This window comes from Chryseobacterium sp. CCNWLW53 (genome assembly GCF_037083525.1).
Taxonomy (GTDB): domain Bacteria; phylum Bacteroidota; class Bacteroidia; order Flavobacteriales; family Weeksellaceae; genus Chryseobacterium; species Chryseobacterium lathyri.
Genome location: NZ_JBAOJR010000003.1, coordinates 788,149 through 810,380, shown reverse-complemented (window position 1 = coordinate 810,380; position 22,232 = coordinate 788,149). Strand labels below are relative to the sequence as shown.

General features: G+C 34.3%; 22 protein-coding genes and 2 tRNA genes. 9 read left to right on the top strand and 15 right to left on the bottom strand.

Translation table 11 applies throughout. The features are described 5' to 3' along the window. Window positions 1-46: 46 nt before the first annotated feature. A complete protein-coding gene (locus V6R96_RS12850) occupies window positions 47-1,216 on the bottom strand; it encodes an MFS transporter (protein ID WP_262901818.1) in 1,170 nt (389 codons plus the stop codon). A gap of 546 nt (window positions 1,217-1,762) precedes the next feature. Beyond that, complete coding sequence (locus tag V6R96_RS12845; protein ID WP_223559895.1) at window positions 1,763-2,140, bottom strand: helix-turn-helix domain-containing protein; 378 nt, start codon at window positions 2,138-2,140, stop codon at window positions 1,763-1,765. 135 nt (window positions 2,141-2,275) lie between these two features. Between V6R96_RS12845 and V6R96_RS12840 the strand changes: the two genes are divergently transcribed. From V6R96_RS12840 to V6R96_RS12825, 4 genes are read left to right on the top strand one after another with little or no spacing between them, the layout of a single operon-like run. Continuing rightward, entirely contained in the window at window positions 2,276-3,568 is a 1,293-nt protein-coding gene (locus tag V6R96_RS12840; RefSeq protein WP_336378729.1) for a hypothetical protein, read from the top strand. A gap of 23 nt (window positions 3,569-3,591) precedes the next feature. Continuing rightward, the gene (locus tag V6R96_RS12835) at window positions 3,592-4,149 is read left to right on the top strand and encodes a DUF6705 family protein (protein ID WP_223559897.1); all 558 of its coding nucleotides are present in this window, start codon (window positions 3,592-3,594) and stop codon (window positions 4,147-4,149) included. A gap of 43 nt (window positions 4,150-4,192) precedes the next feature. After that, entirely contained in the window at window positions 4,193-4,822 is a 630-nt protein-coding gene (locus V6R96_RS12830) for a hypothetical protein (protein WP_336378730.1), read from the top strand. A 36-nt stretch (window positions 4,823-4,858) separates the two neighbouring features. Further along, the gene (locus V6R96_RS12825; RefSeq protein ID WP_336378731.1) at window positions 4,859-5,344 is read left to right on the top strand and encodes a hypothetical protein; all 486 of its coding nucleotides are present in this window, start codon (window positions 4,859-4,861) and stop codon (window positions 5,342-5,344) included. 73 nt (window positions 5,345-5,417) lie between these two features. Here the strand turns inward: V6R96_RS12825 and V6R96_RS12820 are convergent, their stop codons facing one another. Next, window positions 5,418-7,091, bottom strand: a complete 1,674-nt coding sequence (locus V6R96_RS12820; RefSeq protein ID WP_111960694.1) for a glutamine--tRNA ligase/YqeY domain fusion protein — start codon at window positions 7,089-7,091, stop codon at window positions 5,418-5,420. A gap of 155 nt (window positions 7,092-7,246) precedes the next feature. Here V6R96_RS12820 and V6R96_RS12815 point away from each other — a divergent pair, with 155 nt between their 5' ends. Next, window positions 7,247-8,374 (top strand): alpha/beta hydrolase, encoded by a 1,128-nt coding sequence (locus V6R96_RS12815; protein WP_336378732.1) that lies wholly within the window; start codon window positions 7,247-7,249, stop codon window positions 8,372-8,374. A gap of 339 nt (window positions 8,375-8,713) precedes the next feature. Here V6R96_RS12815 and V6R96_RS12810 read toward each other — a convergent pair whose 3' ends face one another. Both V6R96_RS12810 and fbp read right to left on the bottom strand, forming a co-directional pair. Beyond that, window positions 8,714-9,727 carry an o-succinylbenzoate synthase gene (locus V6R96_RS12810; RefSeq protein ID WP_336378733.1) on the bottom strand — a complete coding sequence of 338 codons (1,014 nt, stop codon included), beginning with the start codon at window positions 9,725-9,727 and terminating at the stop codon, window positions 8,714-8,716. After that, window positions 9,727-10,743: a class 1 fructose-bisphosphatase gene (gene fbp, locus V6R96_RS12805; protein ID WP_040998657.1), complete on the bottom strand. Its 1,017-nt coding sequence runs from the start codon at window positions 10,741-10,743 to the stop codon at window positions 9,727-9,729. The genes V6R96_RS12810 and fbp overlap by 1 nt, the downstream gene beginning before the upstream one ends. Window positions 10,744-11,068: 325 nt before the next feature. On the opposite strand from fbp, the gene V6R96_RS12800 reads away from it, so the two are divergent. From V6R96_RS12800 to V6R96_RS20785, 4 genes are all read left to right on the top strand, one after another. Next, on the top strand, window positions 11,069-12,307 hold the full coding sequence (locus tag V6R96_RS12800; RefSeq protein WP_223559902.1) for an aspartate kinase: 1,239 nt from the start codon (window positions 11,069-11,071) through the stop codon (window positions 12,305-12,307). A gap of 22 nt (window positions 12,308-12,329) precedes the next feature. Further along, window positions 12,330-14,171 (top strand): lysophospholipid acyltransferase family protein, encoded by a 1,842-nt coding sequence (locus V6R96_RS12795; RefSeq protein WP_111960686.1) that lies wholly within the window; start codon window positions 12,330-12,332, stop codon window positions 14,169-14,171. A 107-nt stretch (window positions 14,172-14,278) separates the two neighbouring features. After that, window positions 14,279-14,351 (top strand) — tRNA-Phe (locus tag V6R96_RS12790). Window positions 14,352-14,623: 272 nt separating this feature from the next. Then, on the top strand, window positions 14,624-14,737 hold the full coding sequence (locus V6R96_RS20785; RefSeq protein WP_407934756.1) for an Arm DNA-binding domain-containing protein: 114 nt from the start codon (window positions 14,624-14,626) through the stop codon (window positions 14,735-14,737). On the opposite strand, the gene V6R96_RS12785 is transcribed toward V6R96_RS20785, so the two are convergent. The 10 genes from V6R96_RS12785 to V6R96_RS12740 all read right to left on the bottom strand — a co-directional run bounded on the left by V6R96_RS12785 (window position 14,711) and on the right by V6R96_RS12740 (window position 21,970). Next, complete coding sequence (locus V6R96_RS12785) at window positions 14,711-15,055, bottom strand: hypothetical protein (RefSeq protein WP_336378734.1); 345 nt, start codon at window positions 15,053-15,055, stop codon at window positions 14,711-14,713. The genes V6R96_RS20785 and V6R96_RS12785 overlap by 27 nt on opposite strands. Window positions 15,056-15,371: 316 nt before the next feature. After that, the gene (locus tag V6R96_RS12780; RefSeq protein ID WP_336378735.1) at window positions 15,372-15,524 is read right to left on the bottom strand and encodes a hypothetical protein; all 153 of its coding nucleotides are present in this window, start codon (window positions 15,522-15,524) and stop codon (window positions 15,372-15,374) included. A 3-nt stretch (window positions 15,525-15,527) separates the two neighbouring features. After that, window positions 15,528-16,079 (bottom strand): hypothetical protein, encoded by a 552-nt coding sequence (locus tag V6R96_RS12775; RefSeq protein ID WP_336378736.1) that lies wholly within the window; start codon window positions 16,077-16,079, stop codon window positions 15,528-15,530. Between the two features lie 14 nt (window positions 16,080-16,093). Further along, window positions 16,094-16,648, bottom strand: coding sequence for a hypothetical protein (locus V6R96_RS12770; protein WP_336378737.1), 555 nt, complete (start codon window positions 16,646-16,648; stop codon window positions 16,094-16,096). Between the two features lie 292 nt (window positions 16,649-16,940). Further along, window positions 16,941-17,471 (bottom strand): hypothetical protein, encoded by a 531-nt coding sequence (locus tag V6R96_RS12765; RefSeq protein ID WP_336378738.1) that lies wholly within the window; start codon window positions 17,469-17,471, stop codon window positions 16,941-16,943. 6 nt (window positions 17,472-17,477) lie between these two features. Beyond that, window positions 17,478-19,901, bottom strand: a complete 2,424-nt coding sequence (locus V6R96_RS12760; protein ID WP_336389753.1) for an RHS repeat-associated core domain-containing protein — start codon at window positions 19,899-19,901, stop codon at window positions 17,478-17,480. Between the two features lie 188 nt (window positions 19,902-20,089). Further along, window positions 20,090-20,162, bottom strand: a tRNA-Phe gene (locus tag V6R96_RS12755). A 137-nt stretch (window positions 20,163-20,299) separates the two neighbouring features. Further along, window positions 20,300-20,662, bottom strand: coding sequence for a helix-turn-helix domain-containing protein (locus tag V6R96_RS12750; RefSeq protein WP_111960897.1), 363 nt, complete (start codon window positions 20,660-20,662; stop codon window positions 20,300-20,302). A 197-nt stretch (window positions 20,663-20,859) separates the two neighbouring features. Continuing rightward, window positions 20,860-21,474, bottom strand: a complete 615-nt coding sequence (locus tag V6R96_RS12745) for a hypothetical protein (protein ID WP_336378740.1) — start codon at window positions 21,472-21,474, stop codon at window positions 20,860-20,862. Between the two features lie 223 nt (window positions 21,475-21,697). Then, entirely contained in the window at window positions 21,698-21,970 is a 273-nt protein-coding gene (locus V6R96_RS12740; protein ID WP_111956880.1) for a hypothetical protein, read from the bottom strand. Between the last annotated feature and the right edge of the window lie 262 nt (window positions 21,971-22,232).

Sequence of the window (22,232 nt, the reverse complement as noted above, 5' to 3'; positions counted from 1 at the left end):
AAAGTTTTTATTGTAATTTTATGTGTAATGTAAAATCCAATGATATTTAGCTTTTAATCTCTCTTTTCTTAAGCATCCAGGGAATCACAAAATAAAACCCGGCAGCAATACCCACAGTCAATACTCCGGTTCCTATCCACAAGGTATTGAAGCCCAGTTTATCTGCAGTCATGGTCCCCACGTAAGGAGTAATGATAAAGGCTAAGGCCACCGATATTCCGTTCATTCCCATATAAGCCCCTTTGTTGTTTTCGCCGGACCGCAGTGCGGTTATGGTAGATATAAACGGAAGCGTCCAAATCTCGCCAATACACAGCAAGGTCATGGAAACAACAAGGGTAAGAATGGAATGGTCAAAGGCTAACATTGCATAAGAAACCCCACATAATACAGTTCCTATGAACAAAGTAAAGGCAAGGTTGAAATATTTTTCTGCGATCTGTACAAAGCCCATCTCCAGGAGTACAATCAGGAAACCGCTATAGCCTAGAATATAACCGATACTCTGCTGGCTTAAATGCGCGGTATCCTTATAAAAAATAGTCAGTGTACTGAATAACTGAAAAAAACAAATGGCGAACAGCATACAGAAGAAACTGTAAAGCAGAAATTTTCCGTCGCGGTATGGAGAATTTTCTTTTTTAACGGCGATGGCTTCTTTTACTTTTTTCGGTTTCAATGAGGCCAGCTTATTACGTTTTCCGAAGAACCGGATATACATCAAACCGGCCAGCAGTGCGGCCAGGGCATTACTGAAAAATAAAAATTCATAAGATATGGCAGATAGTATTCCACCTAATGCGGGCCCTATAGAAAACCCGAGGTTAACAGCCATCCGATTCAGTGAGAAAGCTCTCGTGATATTTTGAGGTTTAGCATATTTAGTAATAGCTACCGAGTTGGCAGGACGGAAAGTCTCGCTTACGATACTCTGGATCAGAATAATGGCAGCCAAGCCGACTTCCGTTTTAAACAGCGGAATCAGGCAGAATAACGGGACACTCAAAAGAAGGCTCAGACTCTGGACACGGTATTCTCCGATTTTATCGGTAATTAATCCTCCCAGCCATGAGCCCAATACGGAACCCAATCCGAAGAAGCTCAAAATAATCCCTGAATTTTCAATGCTGAAATGAAGATGCCCCGTCATATACACTCCCAAAAACGGAAGCACCATAGAACCTGCACGATTGATGAGCATGACCAGCGCCAGCATCCAGCTTTCTTCTGAGAGTCCTTTAAAAGAACCCGTATATATGCTAATTAATTTCACAATATTATTATTTTATGGGGAGAAATTCGAGTGAGATGCAAAAATAGGCAAATTGGCCAAGAATGCCTTTTAAAAGGCACTTTTTTTATCAATCATATTGATAGAGGCAAGAAAATACACTGACAGGAATTAATAGAAATGATCTTTAAGGTTCTGTTTGATTTAACCAATTAAAAACAAAAAAGCAGGATTAGAGAATCCCACTCCTATCATTACAGAATGATACTGCAAAGTTTTTAATGGTTTGTCTAGGTTCCAAATCCTTAGGTTTCGGTTGCATAACAGCGACGCACAGGCTTCAGACTCTTCCGGAAACTCCGGAACCCCAAAGGAAGATTCTAGTACGTAAAATATAAGCGTACAAATAAGCCCGGAACCTAGGTTCTGGGCCTTATATGTGGTATTATTTTGCTTCATTCGGGAGGTCTTCACCCGTTTGGTCAGATTTTCCGGAAACCTGCTTCAGCTTGTTTTGCTGTATAGATGCTTTTATTTTTTAAGTAGGCTTTCTATTAGCTTGCTTTGTAATTCTATCAGTTTTGTAATTTGTTCCTGATTCTTTAGTATACTCTCAGTAATTTCAGGGGATTGTATATTAAATATAGGATTATATTGATTTACAGCTGCAACAGCATGATCACTAAATTCGTTATTTGACATAATATTGTTGGAAGAATCATTTAAAAGATCATTAATATCTACTTCTAATTCTTTTGCCATCTTACTTAATAATAGAGAATTAGGAATATTTTTGTCAGACTCTATATTAGAAATAGTAGTCTGTGTGGTATCCAAGCGTATTGCCAGATCCTCCTGAGACCAGTTTTTAGCTTCTCTATACTGCCTAACTTTAGTACCTATACTCATATTATAAGAATTTTTATCAAAAATATAAAAATTCTTATAATGTTGAGAGATAATTTATTTTAGTTTTGCTAAAGATCACTTCGCGGTGACAAGAAAATTATTATATATTTAATAACTTAAAAACACAACCAATCTATGAGAAAAAATTTATTTCTCCGGCTGTTTCTATTGATAGCCCTCAGCATTTCGCTGTACTCCTGTATTCATGATGACATGTCTTCAGCAGCTGACCCTGTTTCTAAAGAGTACGAAAACAAATCTCTGTGGAGAGAAGACGAAAAATACATCCACAATGTCAAAAAAGTTTTTGATCAGTATGCCGACAAAAGCTATTTCTCCGGCAAATACGGAAATGTACTTTGGGACTACGCTCTCACTATGGGGACATTTGATGAAAGTTTCCTGGAAGTTCCTATTTCCAGAAACGGAAAGGTAAATTCCGTTCTTACTGCGGAGCGCAGAGGAAACAGGGTATTTTTTAAAATAAGAAATGAAAAAAGTTCTAATGACTTTTTTGATGTATTGGTTTTTAAAGACCGAAGCCAGCTTAAAGGAAACATCATAAGCGGAAACGGAGATGGTATTTCATCAAAAACGACTTGCTACACCGTAACAGTTACCTGGACATGGACCAGTGAAACTACAGGAGAAGTAATAGATTCTTATGTATTTACTAAAACCAGGTGTACATCTACCGGTCCTGTTTTGACTGAGCCTACAACGCCTGGTGACTGTTTAGAGGAAGACTGTACAGGTGGAGGTACAGGAGGTGGTGGATATCCCTATACAGAAACCCAGACGGATCCGTGTGAAAAAATGAAAGAGCAGAATTCTAATCAAGTTTTTAAAGATAAAGTAGCAGAAATGGATAAAAAAGACGTATTTGATAAAGATGAAGAAACCGGGTTTGCTGCTGCATACGGAACCCATCCCTTTGAGCCACTAGCAAATACGGCAAATGATAACCTGAAATTTCCTCCGGGAAATAAATATTTTGGCTATATTCATACCCATCTTGATAGTAAGGAAGGAGTAATTAAAATATTCTCGCCTGCCGATGTTTTTACATTTCTTACAGGATGTGTACGAAATGCTGAGACCAATGGAACAATGGCAGATGCTTATGGTATGGTTATTACATCACAAGGAAATTATATTTTAAAATATTCCGGAGATGGTAATTATGGAATTGGTACTAATACAAAGGATAATTGGCAATCTTGGTATGAAGACGAGTATGTTAAAATAATGAATGAAGATGGAACCTTTTCTCAAAACAAGGTAGAAAAGCTATTTACTAGGTTTTTGGTTGAGAAAGTTAAGATTGATGGCTTAGAGCTATATAAAAGTGATAAAACTACAGGCAATACAGAGAGATTAGAATATAATGCAACTAATATGGCTGTACAAACAACAACCTGCCCTTAATAACAATTTAATTTTTAAGAATTATGAAAAATCTATTTTTATTTATACTTTTTTGTGTGTCAATTTCTTGCAATGCACAAACATATCCCTTAAGAACCTACACTGAAGTACCAGCGAATGCATATATACAGGATATAAACAATGAATTGATTCCATATGAAGGAACCTGGAAAGGAACCTGGAATGGAAAAACTGTTTTTATTTACTTAAAAAAGATAAAAAAATATTTTACACATTTAGAAAATAAACCTTATTATAATGATATTTTAATAGGTAAATATAAAATTCTAGATGCAAATGGAACTATCCTTTTTGATAGTTCTAATCTTGCTGATGAAAACGTTAAAATTAAAGGAGCTAGATTTCTTTCAATTCCAAATACTAGATATATTCTAAATTACATTGATACTAATTTATGTAATACTTCGGGTAATATATCTATTAGTTTTACAGATAATACAAAAACACAGCTTAATTGGAAACTTAACTTTAGGAGCAATATGATTACAACAGATTGCCAGTATTATAATACGGGAATTCCTGAAATACTTCCTAAAGAGATTGTTTTAACAAAACAGTAAGCAAGGCCTCTGAAGAGAGGCTTTTATTTTAAATTACAGAATAATGAAAAAAGTATTTTTAGTTATGTTTTTTTACTGTATAAACATATATGTTTTTTCACAGACAAAAGAAGATAGCTTAATTGTTTTTGTTGGAGAAAAAATATCCGTCCAAAGTTATTCACCCTTAAAAATAGATAACGATTCTGTGAAAATAGTTTATCTGAACTATGCTATAAAGGCTAGGTATCGCATATTTCAAAAATTGAATGGTAATTATGAAAATAATATTATCGATTTCATTTCTTTTGATCACAATGGTGATTTTTATTTTACCAAACCAAAATATGTTTTACTTTTTGTGAGAAAAGGAAAAGACGGAAATTTCTATCATTTAAAACACCAATATCATCCTGTTGCAAAAACTACAGATGGTAAATGGGCCTGTAGAGGAAATGATATCAGGTTGAATAAAGATATAATAAATAAAGTCACGTTTGAATCTATGACATTTGAAAATAGCTTTTCATACTTAATAAATAATAAAAAAAGACTTAGAAAAAGATTTCCGAAATCGTTATATAAAAAAGAGAATAACAGAATGGTTCCGATTATGGGAGTACGTGTAGATCAAATATTTGATGCTTCAAAATACTTACTAAATAGAGAATGGGGATATAATTTCAAATTATAATATATCATTAAAAATTGACATTAACAAAGTAGTAAAATGTATAGAAAAATTGCATTCTTCATCTGTTTCATTTATAGTACTTATTGCTTCTCTCAAAATCGGTTTGAAGAAATTGAACTCAGCCATTCAAATGCTATGGTAGTTGGAAGTGCTATAAAAATTATCATTAAACCTACTAAGGTTGGAAAACACAAAATGAGAATAATCGTAGAAAGTAAAAATAATTACTTCACTAAAAAACTTTCAAAGAAAGAATATGCAGCTATAGATAATGCTGTTTTGAAAATTAATCCGAAAAATTTATATAATATTTCCAATAATGGCAAAGATACTATACAAACTAATTGTTTAGATGGTTTTAATACATCTATTACAGTCTTTAAAAATAGTAAAAAGGGCTCTTATTCCCTTGATTGTCTATCAAAAATGGATAAATATAATAATCGTCGAAAGGATTTTTGGTACGCAGCGAAGCTAATTTCTAAAGTTGGTGGAGTAGAAATAAAAGAACTGGAAGACTGAAATTCCAGAGAATGTTTAAAACAAAAAAGCAGGACTTGTTGAAGGTCCTGCTTTTATATTAATCCTTGTAAGATTATTCCGGTTTGAATGAATCCTTCAATGTTACCGTACGGTTAAATACTAAATTAGAATCCGTAGAATCACGGTCTTTTGTAAAATACCCGATTCTCTGGAACTGAAGTGGCTCTCCCACAGCAACATCTTTTAAACTTGGCTCAGCAAATCCTTTAATGGTTGTTACCGATTCAGGGTTGATGAAGTTCAGGAAATCTACATCCTTCTCTGCATCAGGTTGCTCTACGGTAAATAGTTTTTCGTAAATTCTTACATCTACCGGGATTGCATGAGTAGCAGATACCCAGTGAAGTGTCCCTTTTACTTTTCTCAAGCTTTCTTCGGTACCGCTTCCGGATTTGCTCTTTTCATCATAGCTTGCATAGATCGTAGTGATCTCTCCGTTTTCATCCTTCTCAACTCTTTCCGCTTTGATGATATAGGCTGATTTCAGACGAACTTCCCCGCCCAATTTTAGTCTGAAAAACTTATTATTAGCCTCTTCTTTAAAATCTTCTCTTTCGATATATAATTCTCTGGAGAAAGGAACTTCTCTTGTCCCTGCATTTTCCTGTTCAGGATTATTTTCAGTTTCAAGCCATTCTTCCTTACCTTCAGGATAATTTTCAATAACTAGCTTAACCGGATCTACAACTGCCATCACACGTTTTGCCACCTTATTCAGGTCTTCACGTACACAGAAATCAAGCAACTGAATTTCGATCAGGTTTTCTCTTTTGGCCACCCCTACTTTTTCAATGAAATTTTTGATTGATGCCGGCGTGAAACCTTTTCTTCTCATTCCGGAAATAGTAGGCATTCTCGGATCATCCCAACCTGTCACTGCTTTTTCAGCAACCAGCCTTTGAAGCTTTCTTTTGGAAGTGATCATATAAGAGACATTCATTCTTGCGAATTCTCTTTGCTTAGGTGCTATTTTAGATTCATCGTATACCTGCTCAAGATACCAGTTATAAAGCGGTCTGTGATTTTCAAACTCTAATGAACACAATGAGTGTGAAACCTGTTCCAGATAATCAGATTCTCCGTGTGCCCAGTCGTACATCGGATAGATTTTCCATGCTGTACCTGTTCTGTGGTGAGGTCTTTTCAGGATTCTGTACATCACAGGATCACGTAAGTTCATGTTTGGGGACACCATATCGATCTGCGCACGAAGAGACATAGAACCTTCCTCAAATTCTCCGTTCTTCATTCTTTCGAACAGGTCAAGAGATTCTTCTACCGGACGGTTTCTGTACGGCGACTCTATTCCCGGCTCTGCAGGATTCTTTCTCTGCTCCGTGATCACTTCAGAGGGCTGCTCATCTACATAAGCTTTTCCGTCTTTAATCATCTGTACGGCCCATTCGTAAAGCTGCTGGAAGTAGTCGGATGCATACAGTTCTTTATCCCATTTGTAACCTAACCATTCCACATCTTTTTTGATAGAATCCACGAATTCCTGCTCTTCTTTCTCAGGGTTCGTATCGTCGAAACGAAGGTTTACGGGAGCATTGTATTTTTCGCCCAGTCCAAAGTTGATGCAGATGGCTTTTGTATGGCCAATATGCAGGTATCCATTAGGTTCAGGCGGAAAACGGAAACGGATCTGTTCTTTTTTCAGACCGTTTGCCATATCATCTTCAATAATTTGCTCAATAAAATTGAGTGATTTTTTTTCTTCTTCCATTTAAATTAGCTTTTATTGTATGCAAAAAAAGTTTGACAAAGTTACGGAAAATTTAGGGCTTATGGAAATGATAATCTAAATGCTGAAAGACTAATAAATTCATTATTTATAGCTAACTTAGATAGAAATAAGACCAATTACAAAATTTACCCACTATGGCTGTTTATATCCTAAGCAATCGTAAGATCGTCCGTCACAAAGGCGAAAAAGCAGATTCATTTTCCAATGATGAATATTCTATTCCCAATTTCAGGATCGCAAAATGTGATTTTGACACCTACAAAGAGCCTACTGCACCCAAAAAGAAGAAAGATTATACCAACCGTAACATCTTAAATTACAAATTGTTTTCTGAGCCCGAAAAGCAGGGCTATGAAGAAGTCCTGGAAGTTTTACGGAATGAAAAAGGCATTAAAAGTTCCTCACAGACAGCCAATAATCTAGGCGGAACCCAAAGAATGTTCTATGAATTATATAAGAATATGTCTTCTACAAAAGAAAGAAGCGATGTACTGATTTTTATTCATGGGTATGCATACGATTTTGATGATGAATTAAAGGCAATTATCGATCTTAAAAAGCTGTTTATCGATAATCCGGCATCCCCTGTAGAGCATATTCTTTTTGTGAGCTGGCCTGCTTCAAGCAGTATTATTCCTCTGACTTATTTTGATGACAAGGCATCAAGTATTAATTCAGGATCATCGCTGATGCGGTTGTTTTATTTTTACACCCAATTTTTAAAAGATATTTTTTCAACCCGCGACCTGGCTCCGTGTAATCAAAGAATTCACCTGATGGCCCATTCTCTTGGAAACAGGGTGCTTCAAAGTATGCTTTACAGCCTTAAAAAAGAAAATATCCTCCGCGTTATCGATCAGGTTTTGCTTTTAAATGCTGATGTATCCTATAAAGTCTTCGAAGACTCTGAAGATTCATATAATAAGCTTCCGCTGCTGGCCAACCGTATTTCTATTTATCTCAACAGAAAAGACACGGTCTTGGGGATTTCACAATTTACTAAAAATATTCTGACCCCCAGATTAGGCAAGAATGGCCCCAGCGATATTGAAAAACTGAAAGATATCGTTTCTATCATCGACTGTACTTTTGTAGAGGATGATATCCTGAAAAGTTTTAAATATGAAATAGGAAACCATTGGGGATATCTTTCCAGTTCAATGGTTCAAAAAGATATTTTTCAGAATTTATATGGAATTGACAGAAATTTAATCACAGGGCGATCAAAAAATAACGAAAATATTTTCACAATTATTCCTTAATGATTAATTAAAAAAATCCCATAAAATGAACTATATGTTAAACTTCGTTCCAATACCGACATTGGCATAAAGATTGTAAATTTCATTACAAAGAGAAATAAAAATATTTTATCATGAAAAGAATTAAAAACAAGTTTTCTTATATAGTAAGATATATAAAGGAAGCAATTTTTGTAAAAGACGTGATTTAATAAGAGTACTGATCATAAAATAAAGTTTATCGACCCTAACATTACTTTTGCCTCATTTTCACGTCTGTATCTTCTTTAATTATTGAAGAGATTTTACTATCCGTAATATATACTATTTACGGAAAATTTGCATTTGCATGAATTTAGTTTAATTTCTTGGCGTTTTAAACCACAATAGTTCATTGTTCAGATCTAAACTAGATTCAAAATTATTTACAAATAGAGATCCGGTGCCCAAACCTTGCGGCATCGGATTTTTTTTCGTGAATGTATACTGGGCAATAGCATTCAGTCCTATATTACTTTCAAGAGCAGACGTGATCCACCAGCCGATATTCTGCTCTTCTGCAAGAGAGATCCATTCATCTGAGCCTGAAAAACCTCCGACCAGAGCAGGTTTTAAAATAATATACTGAGGCTTAATGCTTTCTAAAAGCTTTTTCTTTTCGGCAGGATCAGTAATCCCAATCAGTTCTTCATCCAAAGCAATCGGCGTAGGGGCTCCGACACACAATGAGGCCATATCACTCCAGTTTCCAGCCTTGATTGGCTGCTCAATAGAATGAATATGAAGATCTGAAAGCTGCTGTAAAACAGTCTTTGCTTCTTCCCTACTAAATCCGCCATTAGCATCTACCCGAAGCTCCAACGCATCTTTTGAGAATTTTCCTCTTAACTTCTGAAGGATTTTGTGCTCAGACTCCCAGTCAACACCAATCTTCAATTTGATACAATGAAATCCTTTTTCAAGCTTTTCCCGGATTTGTTCCTCCATATACAGAATATCTCCCATCCAGATCAATCCATTGATCACGATAGCAGATTTCCCTTCGGTAAATTCACTTGGAAAATACAGATTCTCTCCGTATTTCAGATTCAAAACTGCCTGCTCATATCCGAACCATATAGACGGAAACTCTTTCAGTTGTTCTTTTAAATATAGGTAACCACGATCAATATTTTCACAAAGCCATTGGAGTTTTTCTTCATAATCCGGTCTGTCATCAAAACTCAATCCCCGAAATATTGCACACTCCCCTGTTCCCTTTTTTCCGTTGTCTCCAACCTCGAGAATAAAGGTTTCTTTTTCATACAAAACGCCGCGAGACGTTCCGCTCGGGCGTTTAAATTCCAATAAATATCTGAAATATTTTGCTTTCATTATTTTACACTGTCAATCCGCATGAATTCCTCTGCTTTTTCCACCATCTGAATACTTCCGCAGAAAAACGGAATTCTCTGATGCAGCTCTGTAGGTTCTACCTCCAGAATTCTTCTGAATCCGTCAGTAGCTTTTCCTCCAGCCTGTTCAGCAAGGAATGCCATAGGATTACATTCGTACAGCAATCTTAATTTTCCGTTCGGAGCCTGGGAATAGGAAGGATAAATATAAATTCCTCCTTTCAGCATATTTCTGTGGAAATCTGCTACCAAAGAACCGATATATCTTGAAGTATAAGGACGGTCTCCTTCTTCCATCTGACAATATTTAAGATAGTTTTTCACACCTTGAGGGAATTTGATATAGTTACCTTCGTTGATGGAATAAATCTTTCCATTGGTAGGAAATGTCATATTAGGATGAGAAAGATAATAGGTTCCCAATGAAGGATCCAGAGTAAATCCGTTTACACCATTTCCGGTCGTATAAACGATCATGGTAGAAGAACCGTAGATTACATATCCTGCTGCAATCTGGTTGATTCCTTTCTGAAGAAAATCTTCCAGCTGGACCGGAGTTCCGGGTTCTGTTACTCTTCTGTAAATAGAGAAAATAGTTCCGACAGAAACATTCACATCAATATTGGATGATCCGTCCAAAGGATCAATCAGCACGACATATTTACTCAGGTGGCCGTTTTCACCACACTTAATGTCAATAAAATCATCATTTTCCTCCGAAGCAATACCACAAACAACCTCTCTCTGAGACAAAGCCGTAATAAAAATTTCATTGGCAATCACATCAAGTTTCTGTTGTTCTTCGCCCTGAATATTCTGGTTACCGGCAGCTCCTGTTATATCTACGATTCCGGCTTTGTTTACTTCTCTGTTTACCACTTTTGAAGCCAATCTTATGGCGCTCAGTAGACGGGAAAATTCACCTGTAGAATATTGAAAATCGTCCTGTTTATCTATAAGAAATTCTCCTAAAGTCTGTAATGGTTGATTTGACATATTTTTCTTTTTACGTTTTCCCCAAATTTCGGAAAATTTATCGGAGAAAGAAAGCTTTTATTAGAAAAGACCTTAACAGTTGTTTTTCAACACCATACAGAACCAACAATGGTATAGACCTAAAATTATCATTGCGTAATTAATCCCCATTTGATGACAATAAATCAACAAAATTCTGATAATATTCATCAAGTCTCAATTTTAATTAAATCTTAATTCTATCCAGCCGCCAGAAACTTTCATATCTCGTTGTAAATTTATAATTTTGACCTCCGTAAAAAACTCATGTAATTTTTAATCTAACAATTTTATTTTTAACAAATTAATGAAAATTTTCAAGTTTGGTGGAGCATCTGTAAAAGATGCCGAGAGTGTAAAAAATGTATCCATGGTTTTACAAAGTCAGGGATTTGCCAAATGTCTGCTGGTTATTTCAGCAATGGGCAAAACGACAAATGAATTGGAAAAGGTTGTAGAACTTTATTTCAAGAAGGATAACTATCAAACTGAGATTGAAAAGATAAAACAAAAACACATCGAGATTGCGGAAGGTCTGTTTCCTGAAAACCATGTAGTTTTTGCTGAGATCAATATATTTTTTGATGATATTGATTCTTTCTTAAGACGAAACAAATCGCCTAATTACAGCTTTGTCTATGACCAGGTCGTAAGCTGCGGGGAAATGATCTCTACAAAAATTCTGAGTGAATACCTGAATGAAATTCAGTTTACGAATCAATGGCTGGATGCCAGAGATTATATTAAAACAGACAGTTCCTACAGGGAAGGTATGGTAGACTGGGCAAAAACAGAAGAATTTATTTCAACTTTAAATACGGATATCTGCTATGTAACGCAGGGATTCATTGGTTCTGACGACAATAATTTTACGGTAACTTTAGGAAGGGAGGGCTCTGACTACTCTGCTGCTATTTTTGCGTATTGCCTGAATGCTGATGCCATGACGATCTGGAAAGATGTTCCGGGAGTAATGACTGGGGATCCAAGGAAATTCAGCGATGTTTCTCTTCTTTCCAATATTTCTTATGAGGAGGCCATTGAAATGGCTTATTACGGAGCAAGTGTCATTCACCCGAAAACACTGCAGCCTCTGCAGCAAAAAAACATTCCTTTTTATGTAAAATCTTTCGTAGATCCTACCAAAGGAGGAACTAAAGTTGGAGCTTCGGATAAAAACCAACATGAAGAATCTTATATCTTAAAAGAGAATCAGATTCTGTTAAAGATCTCAACAAGAGATTTCTCATTCATTGCGGAAGACCATATGAGTCTTATTTTCGGATATCTCTCTAAATATAAAATCAAGGTATCTCTTATGCAGAATTCTGCTATTTCATTGGCTTTGTGCCTGGAAGACAAATTCAATCAGGTGGATGAGCTTAATGAAGAACTTCAAAAAATATTTAAAACCAAAGCGGTTAAAAATGTATCTTTATTCACAGTAAGAAATGCGAAGATGGATCATATTGACAAATTTTACCAGGAAAAAAATGTATTATTGGAACAGATTTCCAAAAATACGGTTCAAATGGTAACACAATAATTTTAACTGCGACTAAACACATATGAGTTTAATTTCGAAAAACGATCTTATCACAGCTTCCGGCTTAAGCAAAATTGGGTTCCTGAAAAACCCGGTCGCATCGGCCGTGATGAGTATTGCCAAAATAAATGAAGTTAATAGATTATACGACAAATTAAAAGATAAGGAAGGCAAAGATTTTTTCGACTCATTTGTAAGAGAAAGGAACTTAAGCTATGTGGCTTTTGAAGAAGATCTGGCAAAAGTTCCGAAAACCGGACCGTTTATTCTGGTCTCAAACCATCCTCTGGGTGCTATTGACGGAATTTTAATGTGTAAAATCCTTTCAGAAGTGCGTCCGGATTTCAAAGTAATGGGGAATTTCCTTCTGGAAAAAATTAAACCCATGGAACCGTATGTGATTTCTGTAAATCCTTTTGAAAACAGAAAGGAAGCTTACAGCAGCACTTCGGGAATGCGTGAAACCCTGAAACATCTTCAGAATGGAGGCTGCGTGGGGATCTTTCCGGCAGGAGAAGTATCTAATAAGAACAATCCTTATGGAGAAATTCTTGACAGAGACTGGGAAAAGCCTGCCCTTAAGCTGATCAGAATGGCTAAAGTACCGGTAGTTCCCTTGTATTTCCACGCTAAAAACAGCCGCCTTTTTTATCAGGTTGCAAAGCTTCATCCAAGTTTACAAACGCTGATGCTTCCTGCGGAAATGATGAATGACAGGGAAAAACCGATCAGAATCAGGATAGGAAAGCCCATCACTGTAAAGGCAATGGATGAAATGGAAACCATTGAAGAGCTAGGTGAATTCCTGAAGCGTAAGGTATATATGATGAAATCTTACTACGAAAAGAGAAAATCATTGGCCCAAAGCATCAATCTTAAAAACCTAACGTTAAAATTCCCGCTGTTAAGGGAAGAGAATATTGTCCAGAATATCATTGATGAAACTCCTAAGGAAGATATCCTGAAAGACATCAACCGCCTGAAAGGGACAGAAAAAATGCTGTTCAGTAACGGAAATTACGAGATCTATTTCACGACTTACGAGGAAATTCCTTCTGTGATGAGGGAGATCGGCCGTCAGAGAGAACTTACTTTCCGTGCTGTGGGCGAAGGGAGCAATTTACCGTTTGACCTTGACGAATATGATAAACACTATCATCATCTTTTCCTTTGGGACAGCAGTGCGGAGAAGCTTGCAGGAGCCTACAGAATGGCTTTGGGGAAAGAGGTTATGAAGAAATATGGTATCAAAGGATTCTATACAAGCTCTTTATTTGAGTTTGAGCAGGATATCCATCCATTCTTCAAAAAAGTGATCGAAATGGGCCGTGCTTACATCTGTGAAGAATATCAGCAAAAGCCGCTTCCGCTTTTCCTTTTGTGGAGAGGAATCGTTCATGTATGTTTAAGAAATTCCGACCATAAGTTTTTGATGGGCGGTGTAAGTATTTCCAATAAGTTTTCTGAGTTTTCAAAATCTCTGATGATTGAATTCATGCGCTCAAACTACTTTGATTCAGCAGTTGCACAATATATCACCCCGAGAAATGAATACAAGGTAAAGCTTCGCGACCGGGATAAAAATATTTTCTTTGAGGAAATGGAATCTGATTTGAATAAGCTTGACAAGATTATTGATGACCTTGAACCTGAGCTAAGGTTACCTGTTCTGATCAAAAAATATATTAAACAGAATGCGAAAGTGATTGCTTTTAACGTGGATCCAAACTTTAACGATGCCATTGACGGATTGATGTATATCCGAATCAGTGATCTTCCGGAAAGTACGATAAAGCCTGTATTGGAGGAGATGAGTGACCACATCAGAAAGGAACAGGAAAATAATTCAGCTGAAAATCAGTAGGTTTTATTTTTATTTTAAAAAAGTACGGTTAATACTTGCTTCATATAGGAAAACTTACTACTTTTGCATCACTTTAAAACAACGAAGTAAGTCAACAAAAATATAATGGTTTCTTAGCTCAGTTGGTAGAGCAATGGATTGAAAATCCATGTGTCCCTGGTTCGATTCCTGGAGAAACCACAGAAATTAAATAATTTCTAACAAAACCCCTCAAATTGTACAATTTGAGGGGTTATTTTTTTGTATGATATATCAAAATAAGACAAATTCTCTCAAATTGAAGGTGACCTTTTCGGTCATCTTAGCATATTGATTTTTCAGGTAACTGAATTTCTCGGAAACCTCCACTATCAAAGTAGATCTATTCAAAATTTGAATATTTGACTAGCAATTCATCGAAAGGTAATTTAACCTTTAAAATCAATAATCATGAACACTAAAATTCAATATTATTGTATGCTAAAAAATCTAACGCAAAAAGCAATTGGTGTGTACCGGTTTATTTAAGAATTACAGTTAATGGAAAACGAGCTGAATTCTCAACAGGTAAAACTGTAGATCTCTAAATGGAGTTCGGAAATGAGCCGCTTAAAAGGCAATTCTGAAGAGGCACGCACGGTAAACAAGTTATTTGAAGTTTTGCTGTCAAAGATCCTGGAAATCGAAAGAAACATGGTTTTATCAGGCGAATCCTTTGACGCAGGTGATGTTAAAAATCTTTTGACAGGAAAACAAGAGGCTGAACGCTTTAAATGCTTTTGATATTCTTCGGGAATAATTTGAACTTCATATTCTTTGGCTTCTCCTTTCTTGAGACAGGTCATTTTTCCAAAACATTCTTTTACATCTCCGCACAAAGCCATCAAAACTATATCGAGTATCAATATAATCTTTTTTCAGCACTATAAACCTCTATATCTGTAGGCCTTGCAAAATTTGGATTAAAAAAAGAGGAATTTTTATTTTTTTTCACCTATATTTTAATACTAAAAATTATTTTGCCATTTTCTGAAAGATAGTTATTGGAAAAAGATAATTTACATGATTGATGGGCTGATAAAAAACTTATGAATAATATGAAAATTAATTTATACATAACATTATTTAAAGAAATACGATTTTACAAAATCATTATATTGTGATTGATATGCTTTAATAAGAGTTGGATGTAAATCAATATAATTGAAAAATTGTTTAGCATTATTCTAATAGCCTTCCACTCCCAAAATAGGGGCTTTTCGGGTGACTATTATTGAATAAAGTACAGACATCATACCTCTTGTCATGATGTGTATTCCTGCTTGCAATGCTGCTTTCCCCAAAAGCCGGAAGAGCATAAAATAAATACCACATTGTTTAATTAGAAAATTCTTTTGGAAATACTGGAATTTTTACACTTATACTGTCTTCTAATACTTTATAACCTTTTGACTCTAATTCCCTAATATATTCTTCACATCCAAAATATGTTGCAGTATTCTTATTATGAGCAGATTTAATAATTTCGAAGTATTTTTTTCCTTTAGAATAATGGTATAAGGCAGTATTACTATAATTAGTATTAAATGTTTCTATTTTTTTTGATTCATAAGGTAGAAGAATAATCAAATCATTTTTACACCATTTGTCACTTGGCCTCTCATAATAACCTTTTAATCCTAATATATATGGATTCAATAAATTATTGTCTTCATAGAGAGTTGCAGTACCCCTAAATCCAAAAGGGTCAATTATATAAGTATTCTCTGTATTATTTTTTATTATATAAATAGGCTTATCTTTAGAATTATTATTAGATTCATATAATATATCAATATTTTCAGATTTATTTAATTTTATAATTGTTCTATTTTCATTAATCGAAATACAATTCCATAATAAAATTGGTAAAAAAAGTAATATTTTCATGATTTTTATAAGTTTTAATGAAAAGAAATTAATGATAAAATGTTAGCTACTCCGGGTAAATACTCTTTTATTTTAGGAGAGAAAAATCCTGTCCACTTTGCTTCTTCTGCATAAGCTTTAAATTCGTTAAAAGGATTCATAAAATTACTTAAATATCCTAATTTAAAATCAATAGAGTGTGTCTGTTCGTGAATAAATGTTTTTGCTAGTTGATATACTGATTCTTGTAATAAAGCAGGTGCCAATATAACCTTCCCAGTTATGGGATTTATAACTCCCCAAGCAAGATTTCTATCACCATTCAAATCAGTATATGTTAATAATTGAGACGTTTTATCTATTTCGTATTTTAAATATCCTTCAGACCATTCTGCCAGAGTTTGTTCAGTTGCAAATTCTGTCCATTGTGCACTTCCACTCCAATATAAATCTTTGAAAATATGCTTTAATAAAACTAAATCATTAGTCTTTGCATTTTTTCCTTGTGCATCATAACTTATACCATTTGCATTCAGATATTTTTCTAATTTATTTCTATTATCAAATTCTGTGGCAACAAAATGTGTCACATGATTTAACCCGGCAGTAATTAAACCTTATCTGAAACCTTGCCAGAAATTACCTCCTGCAATAGTAGAAGAAATCCCTCCGGATAATCCACCCGATACCACCATTACAGCTTTTATTAAATCACTTTTTCCAAAACTATTCATAGAAATATAATTGCGGTTAGCATCCTGGGCTGCACCAGATCCTGAAAAGTTAGTTCCTAACGTCTGTTTTCATTGGATATGATTTGTAACGATGTCTATAAAATATCATCCCTCTATTAAATAATGTATTACATCTTTAAAATATTAGCTAAGGTTTCACAGGTATTGTAACTATAATACTATCTTCTAGGACTTTATAACCTTTAGACTCTAATTCTTTGATGTAATCATCACACCCTAAAGCAAGTACATTATTTCTATTATGAAGAGATTTTGTAATTTCTTCATATTTATTAGATTTAGAATATTTATATATGGCCTTATTATTTGTATTCAAAGCTATGGAATGGTGTAATATCTGAAATGGCTTTAAAATAATTAATATGTCGCGACATAATCTATCATTCCTAGAGGCATACCCATTTCTAATGTACATATTAGGCTGCAAAAGATTTCCATTTTCTAACATATAAGATTCACCATAAAAAGCATAAGGATCAATAATATAGGTGTTATTTGTATTATTTTTTATTATTTCCTCTATAATTTCTCCAGTCTTTTGAGTAGAAATATATTTTTTTGGAAAAATAATATCCACCTCTTTACCTTTATTCAATTTAATTTGATTAGAACAAAAACTGAATAAAAAGCAGAATGATAATAAAATAATTTTTCTCATAATATATTATTTAAAGGTTGGTAATTTTAAAATGTATGAAATTACATTATTCAAATGAATAAAGCCTTGCTTTTCCATAGTTCCTGTCCATTTTTCAGCAGCTCTATAAGCAGATAATTCATTTAATTCCCGATCAATATAACTATTACTTTGGAAAAGACCTAATTGAAAATTGGTAAAATGATCTTGCTCATGTATAACTACTGATGCAGCCCAAAAATTATCTTCTATTCCATTTAATAGACGTGGCGCTAATATTATTTTCCCATTAACAGGATTTGTTATCCCCCATGCTGGTGATCCAGAAGGCGCACCATTTATTAATAAATCAATTAGCTGATTGCTATCAACAATAGCTGTTAAATATCCTTTAGACCAATCAGCTAAAGTTGTTGGATTTGCAATCTCAACCCATTGTCCAGGTTTTGTAAATAGTGCTATTATTGCTTTTAAGCTATTAGTAGTAGCAGGATCATATGGATTTATACTATTTTTAACTAAATATCCAGCTAATATGTTTTTTGACATTATGTTAGTTACTATCAAATGCTCCACATGGTTTAAACCACTTGTGATTAGTCCTTGCCTAAAGCCTTGCCAGAAGTTACCTCCTGCAATAGTAGACGAAATCCCTCCAGATAATCCACCCGATACCACCATTACAGCTTTTATTAAATCACTTTTTCCAAAGCTATTCATAGAAATATAATTACGGTTAGCATCCTGCATGGCTCCCGATCTTGTAAAGTTTGTCCCTAACGCCTGTATTCCACTGGAAATAATAGATGAGACAGCACCAGATAAGAATCCAGATCCAAAATTCCCATCTTCTAAAACAGACATCATACCTCCGGTCATACCATGCATTCCAGCCTGTAGTGCTGCTTTTCCGACAAAACTGGCTGCTGCACCGGTAGCTGCCGAACCAATTCCAAAACTTATTGCTCCCATTACCGCGCCAGTTACCGCTGATTTGCCCAGACCATACCAAATAGGAACCCCTGCAATGGCATTCATGATTACCTTTGTAGTAACAGCAATGGCCACACCAACAACTATAGCTATCACAAGAGGCGAATTACCATCTATATCTACATATAACAATGGATTGTTATAAGCATACCCAAACCTGTCATAACTCTGTGTATTAGTAGGATCAGGAATCAGGTTATCCGGGCTTAAAAACTTCCTCATTACTGGATCATACAGACGGGCATTCATATTAATTAGCCCTACCTTCCATAAGTGTTCATGTCCTGTATATCCCCTGTCTAAAAACATAGCCCCTGAAGCCAGCTGCTGAGCATCTGTTATCAATTGCCCGGAAGCATTTGTTAGAGCTTTTAAGTTTCCCCACGCATCAAAGAAACGTTTTTCCACTACCGACCCATCTGTTTTGGTAACAGCTAGAATACTTCCTAAGTTATCCCTGTGAAGATAATAATTATTTTTTTCTGTAAGTGATCCAAAATCCAGAATTTCTTTTTTAATATAGTTGGCTGAATATGGGTCTCCCGTAATATAGGTGATGATCTCTACAGTTTCTCCAAATTTGCTCATTTTTTTGGTAATCTCCACTGCAAAATCAGAAGAATATAATTTTGTTTTCCCTGTGACATAAGATGTCATAGAATACCGTGTCTTCAGTATATTATAGGCAAAACGCAGGTCTTCTTTCCCTGTCAATACAATCGTATTCGGGCTTTTGAAGGCATTATAAGTAATTGCAGCAAAACCTCTTTGGGTATTTACATTCTGCCCGTTGGTATTAAAATCAATCCCCTGAAGTTTATAATTAGTTTCATTATAATTATACTTACCAAGTTCTGTATTAGAAGTGATTCTTCCTCTTTTATCGTAAGTATACTCGTTAGTCAAAACCCCATTAACTGCTTCACTCAACAGTCGGTTTAGCTTATCATAGGTAAAGTCTTCTTTTTTGCCAAAAGTATTATTTCTGCGCCAGTTTAAAACACCTTTATTGACATCATAATTATAGTCTACATCAAGAGCAACTGTTCCGTTATTGGTATTCTGATGCTTGATGTTAAAAAGAGAAAAATCATTCGGATTATACTGATTGGTTATGGTATACCCGTTCCCATATTCCATCTGAGTGGTCTGGCCTTTTGAGTTGGCATCGGAAAGATGCCAAACCATAGCTCCGGTCTCGTTATCATTCTGCCGAATAAGGATTCCGTTACTGTCATATACATTTTTAAGAGAAGAATTTGAAGTATATCCCGCCGATTGGGTTTGTTCAGCTTTTCTTAATTTGCAGTTTACAGGAGCTGACTCATTTTCAGAAATTGAGATTTTAGATCTTTTTAAACCTTTACCCAAAGATGAGCAAATAATGATCGCACAGAGTTGGTAATCCTTTCTTCTCATATTACGGGATGGCAATCTGGGACTGATGAATAAAATCAAAGCCAACTTTTTAGGTGACTTTTTGTAATTTTACAATGCTAACTACATTTTTTGAGTGAAGATAATTATGAAACAGAAATGTTATGCTCACCTTCAATTTGAGAATCTCTCTTATTGATATCTGGGCAAAAAAATACCCCTCAATTGTGCAATTTGAGGGGTTTTGTTAGAAATTGTTTAATTTCCAGTGGTTTCTCCAGGAATCGAACCAGGGACACATGGATTTTCAATCCATTGCTCTACCAACTGAGCTAAGAAACCAATTGTTTCGTTGTTTAACGTGGGTGCAAAAATAGAACTTTTTGCAATATCGTGCAAGTTTTTTATAATTAATTTCAAAAGTATGGGTAAAGATATCTTTTGTGATTTGTATTTGCTTAAAAATCAATACAGTCATTTTATAATCCTTTCTTTATTTTCTTGTGATCTTCGCCCCATATTTCCAATTGATCCAAAACAGGGATCAACTGTCGCCCGATTTCCGTTAATTCATATTCTACTCTTGGAGGAACTTCAGCATAGACCTTTTTTAGAACCAGCCTTTCTTCTTCCATTTTTTTAAGCTGCATGGTCAGCATTCTTTCACTGATATTTGGGATGCTGTTCTTGAGTTCAGAAAATCTCAGTTTTCCTGTTTTAAGGCAGTAGCAGATTGAAAGAATCCATCGGCCACTGATCAGGTTTACGGCATATATCTCAGAACAGCTAAGCTCCAGACCTTTTTTATTTTCTTGATTGGTTGATGATTCTTTAATGCTCATACTTACTTTTTTGTTTGTTCCGCACAATTCATTGAGTATTTGGAGACCCGATATTCATCATATAAATTTACAAAAATAAAAAGATTGACAGTTGAGCCAAAACTTAAAATTCGTTCATCCAAAACACATTACATAATACAATGGATTTCAATAGAATTGATAAAGACCTGAAGAAAAGTATAGATAGTTTTCCGTTTTCATTGGAAATCAATCAAGCTGAATTTCTTAATAACCCGGAAATCATTCAGAAAGAGAAAAAAATATGGGCAAAGAATAATCCTTTTAAGGGGCCTGATAAAATTAATGTGAAAGATATCTGGAATATACCGCTTATTATAAAAAATATCTATTGCCTTCTCATCAATATTCCTTGAAAAATTAGGAGTATCTACAGGTGTCCAGATATTCAATGGTCCACTTTTAATTTGTAAATGATCTTTCGAAATAAATAAATACTGCTCTTTAAATTTCACTTTGATTTCACATCCAGAAATGCAATTCATTATATCTGCACCAGAAACATAATCTATTATATAATCGTTCTCAAAAGAAGAATTATTTAACATTAATTTTCCATATTTCACTTCATCATTAACGGCATAATTCCAAAATATTTCTCTTACATCTCTAAAAAGTAAATATGAAAAATCTAGCTTATCATATCTTTTAATTATGCTTTGAGTGAAGTTAATATTGAAAATTTCAAGGTTTACATAAGGAATAATTATCCATTTATTATAGACAAAAATATCTTTATTATACGCTTCAGATGTATTTACTTCAAAAACATCGTCTTCTATACTAATAATCATTATTCTTTTTTAAAACTATTTCATTAATGTTGTTTTTTCACCAATAGGAGTTCCGTCTGTTTTATAATAATATCATCGTACCAATCGACTATATATAATTTAATAATTATCATTTTTAAATTGTTTTTATTAACAAATGCTCCTCCTGTCATAAACAGTCGAAGATAAAAACCCCGCCTTGATTATTCCTTAAGCATACAATACAATTTTAGTTGGATTAATCCTATCCAATTTCAATTACTTGCCCTTGTTTAAGTTTCATTATTTCAAATAATAAATCTTCATCAATATAATTCATATCAAAAGTAAGAGCTAAATATGATTGATTCTCTATAACAGTTTCATTAACTATATTTATAGGTATCATTAAATCTTTTAATACTATTGTATTTATTTTGTAATTCTCTAGTTCAGAGTCAGATTTAACATTTCCTGTAACAATTAATTTATTTCTAGTTTGTAATCTAAAAACACTTTTTATTAAGAAAGAATCCATTTTATTGTAATTTTTTAGCATCTTATCAAAATTTTCTTTTATTTCATTGTATCTGGCTCCATAATAGTAAAGATCTGTTTCGCTGTCTAATTCCTTCGCATTAAACTTATATGGATCGACATAGGCTGTTGGTTCCTAATTTATTTAACTAATTATTAAAAATAATTTAATCTCAAAAATTAAGACGACAGATAATAATCATTGGAGATTCCTGATCATATTCCATAACTATTTACCCAAGAAAATTACAAATCTTAGTTTA

Excerpts from the sequence above, each read along its gene's own strand:
- V6R96_RS12850 (WP_262901818.1), bottom strand. The coding sequence starts at position 1,216 with ATGCTGGCGCTGGTCATGCTCATCAATCGTGCAGGTTCTATGGTGCTT.
- V6R96_RS12845 (WP_223559895.1), bottom strand. The coding sequence starts at position 2,140 with ATGAGTATAGGTACTAAAGTTAGGCAGTATAGAGAAGCTAAAAACTGG.
- V6R96_RS12840 (WP_336378729.1), top strand. The coding sequence starts at position 2,276 with ATGAGAAAAAATTTATTTCTCCGGCTGTTTCTATTGATAGCCCTCAGC.
- V6R96_RS12835 (WP_223559897.1), top strand. The coding sequence starts at position 3,592 with ATGAAAAATCTATTTTTATTTATACTTTTTTGTGTGTCAATTTCTTGC.
- V6R96_RS12830 (WP_336378730.1), top strand. The coding sequence starts at position 4,193 with ATGAAAAAAGTATTTTTAGTTATGTTTTTTTACTGTATAAACATATAT.
- V6R96_RS12825 (WP_336378731.1), top strand. The coding sequence starts at position 4,859 with ATGTATAGAAAAATTGCATTCTTCATCTGTTTCATTTATAGTACTTAT.
- V6R96_RS12820 (WP_111960694.1), bottom strand. The coding sequence starts at position 7,091 with ATGGAAGAAGAAAAAAAATCACTCAATTTTATTGAGCAAATTATTGAA.
- V6R96_RS12815 (WP_336378732.1), top strand. The coding sequence starts at position 7,247 with ATGGCTGTTTATATCCTAAGCAATCGTAAGATCGTCCGTCACAAAGGC.
- V6R96_RS12810 (WP_336378733.1), bottom strand. The coding sequence starts at position 9,727 with ATGAAAGCAAAATATTTCAGATATTTATTGGAATTTAAACGCCCGAGC.
- fbp (WP_040998657.1), bottom strand. The coding sequence starts at position 10,743 with ATGTCAAATCAACCATTACAGACTTTAGGAGAATTTCTTATAGATAAA.
- V6R96_RS12800 (WP_223559902.1), top strand. The coding sequence starts at position 11,069 with ATGAAAATTTTCAAGTTTGGTGGAGCATCTGTAAAAGATGCCGAGAGT.
- V6R96_RS12795 (WP_111960686.1), top strand. The coding sequence starts at position 12,330 with ATGAGTTTAATTTCGAAAAACGATCTTATCACAGCTTCCGGCTTAAGC.
- V6R96_RS12780 (WP_336378735.1), bottom strand. The coding sequence starts at position 15,524 with ATGTGGTATTTATTTTATGCTCTTCCGGCTTTTGGGGAAAGCAGCATT.
- V6R96_RS12775 (WP_336378736.1), bottom strand. The coding sequence starts at position 16,079 with ATGAAAATATTACTTTTTTTACCAATTTTATTATGGAATTGTATTTCG.
- V6R96_RS12765 (WP_336378738.1), bottom strand. The coding sequence starts at position 17,471 with ATGAGAAAAATTATTTTATTATCATTCTGCTTTTTATTCAGTTTTTGT.
- V6R96_RS12750 (WP_111960897.1), bottom strand. The coding sequence starts at position 20,662 with ATGAGCATTAAAGAATCATCAACCAATCAAGAAAATAAAAAAGGTCTG.
- V6R96_RS12745 (WP_336378740.1), bottom strand. The coding sequence starts at position 21,474 with ATGATTATTAGTATAGAAGACGATGTTTTTGAAGTAAATACATCTGAA.
- V6R96_RS12740 (WP_111956880.1), bottom strand. The coding sequence starts at position 21,970 with ATGGATTCTTTCTTAATAAAAAGTGTTTTTAGATTACAAACTAGAAAT.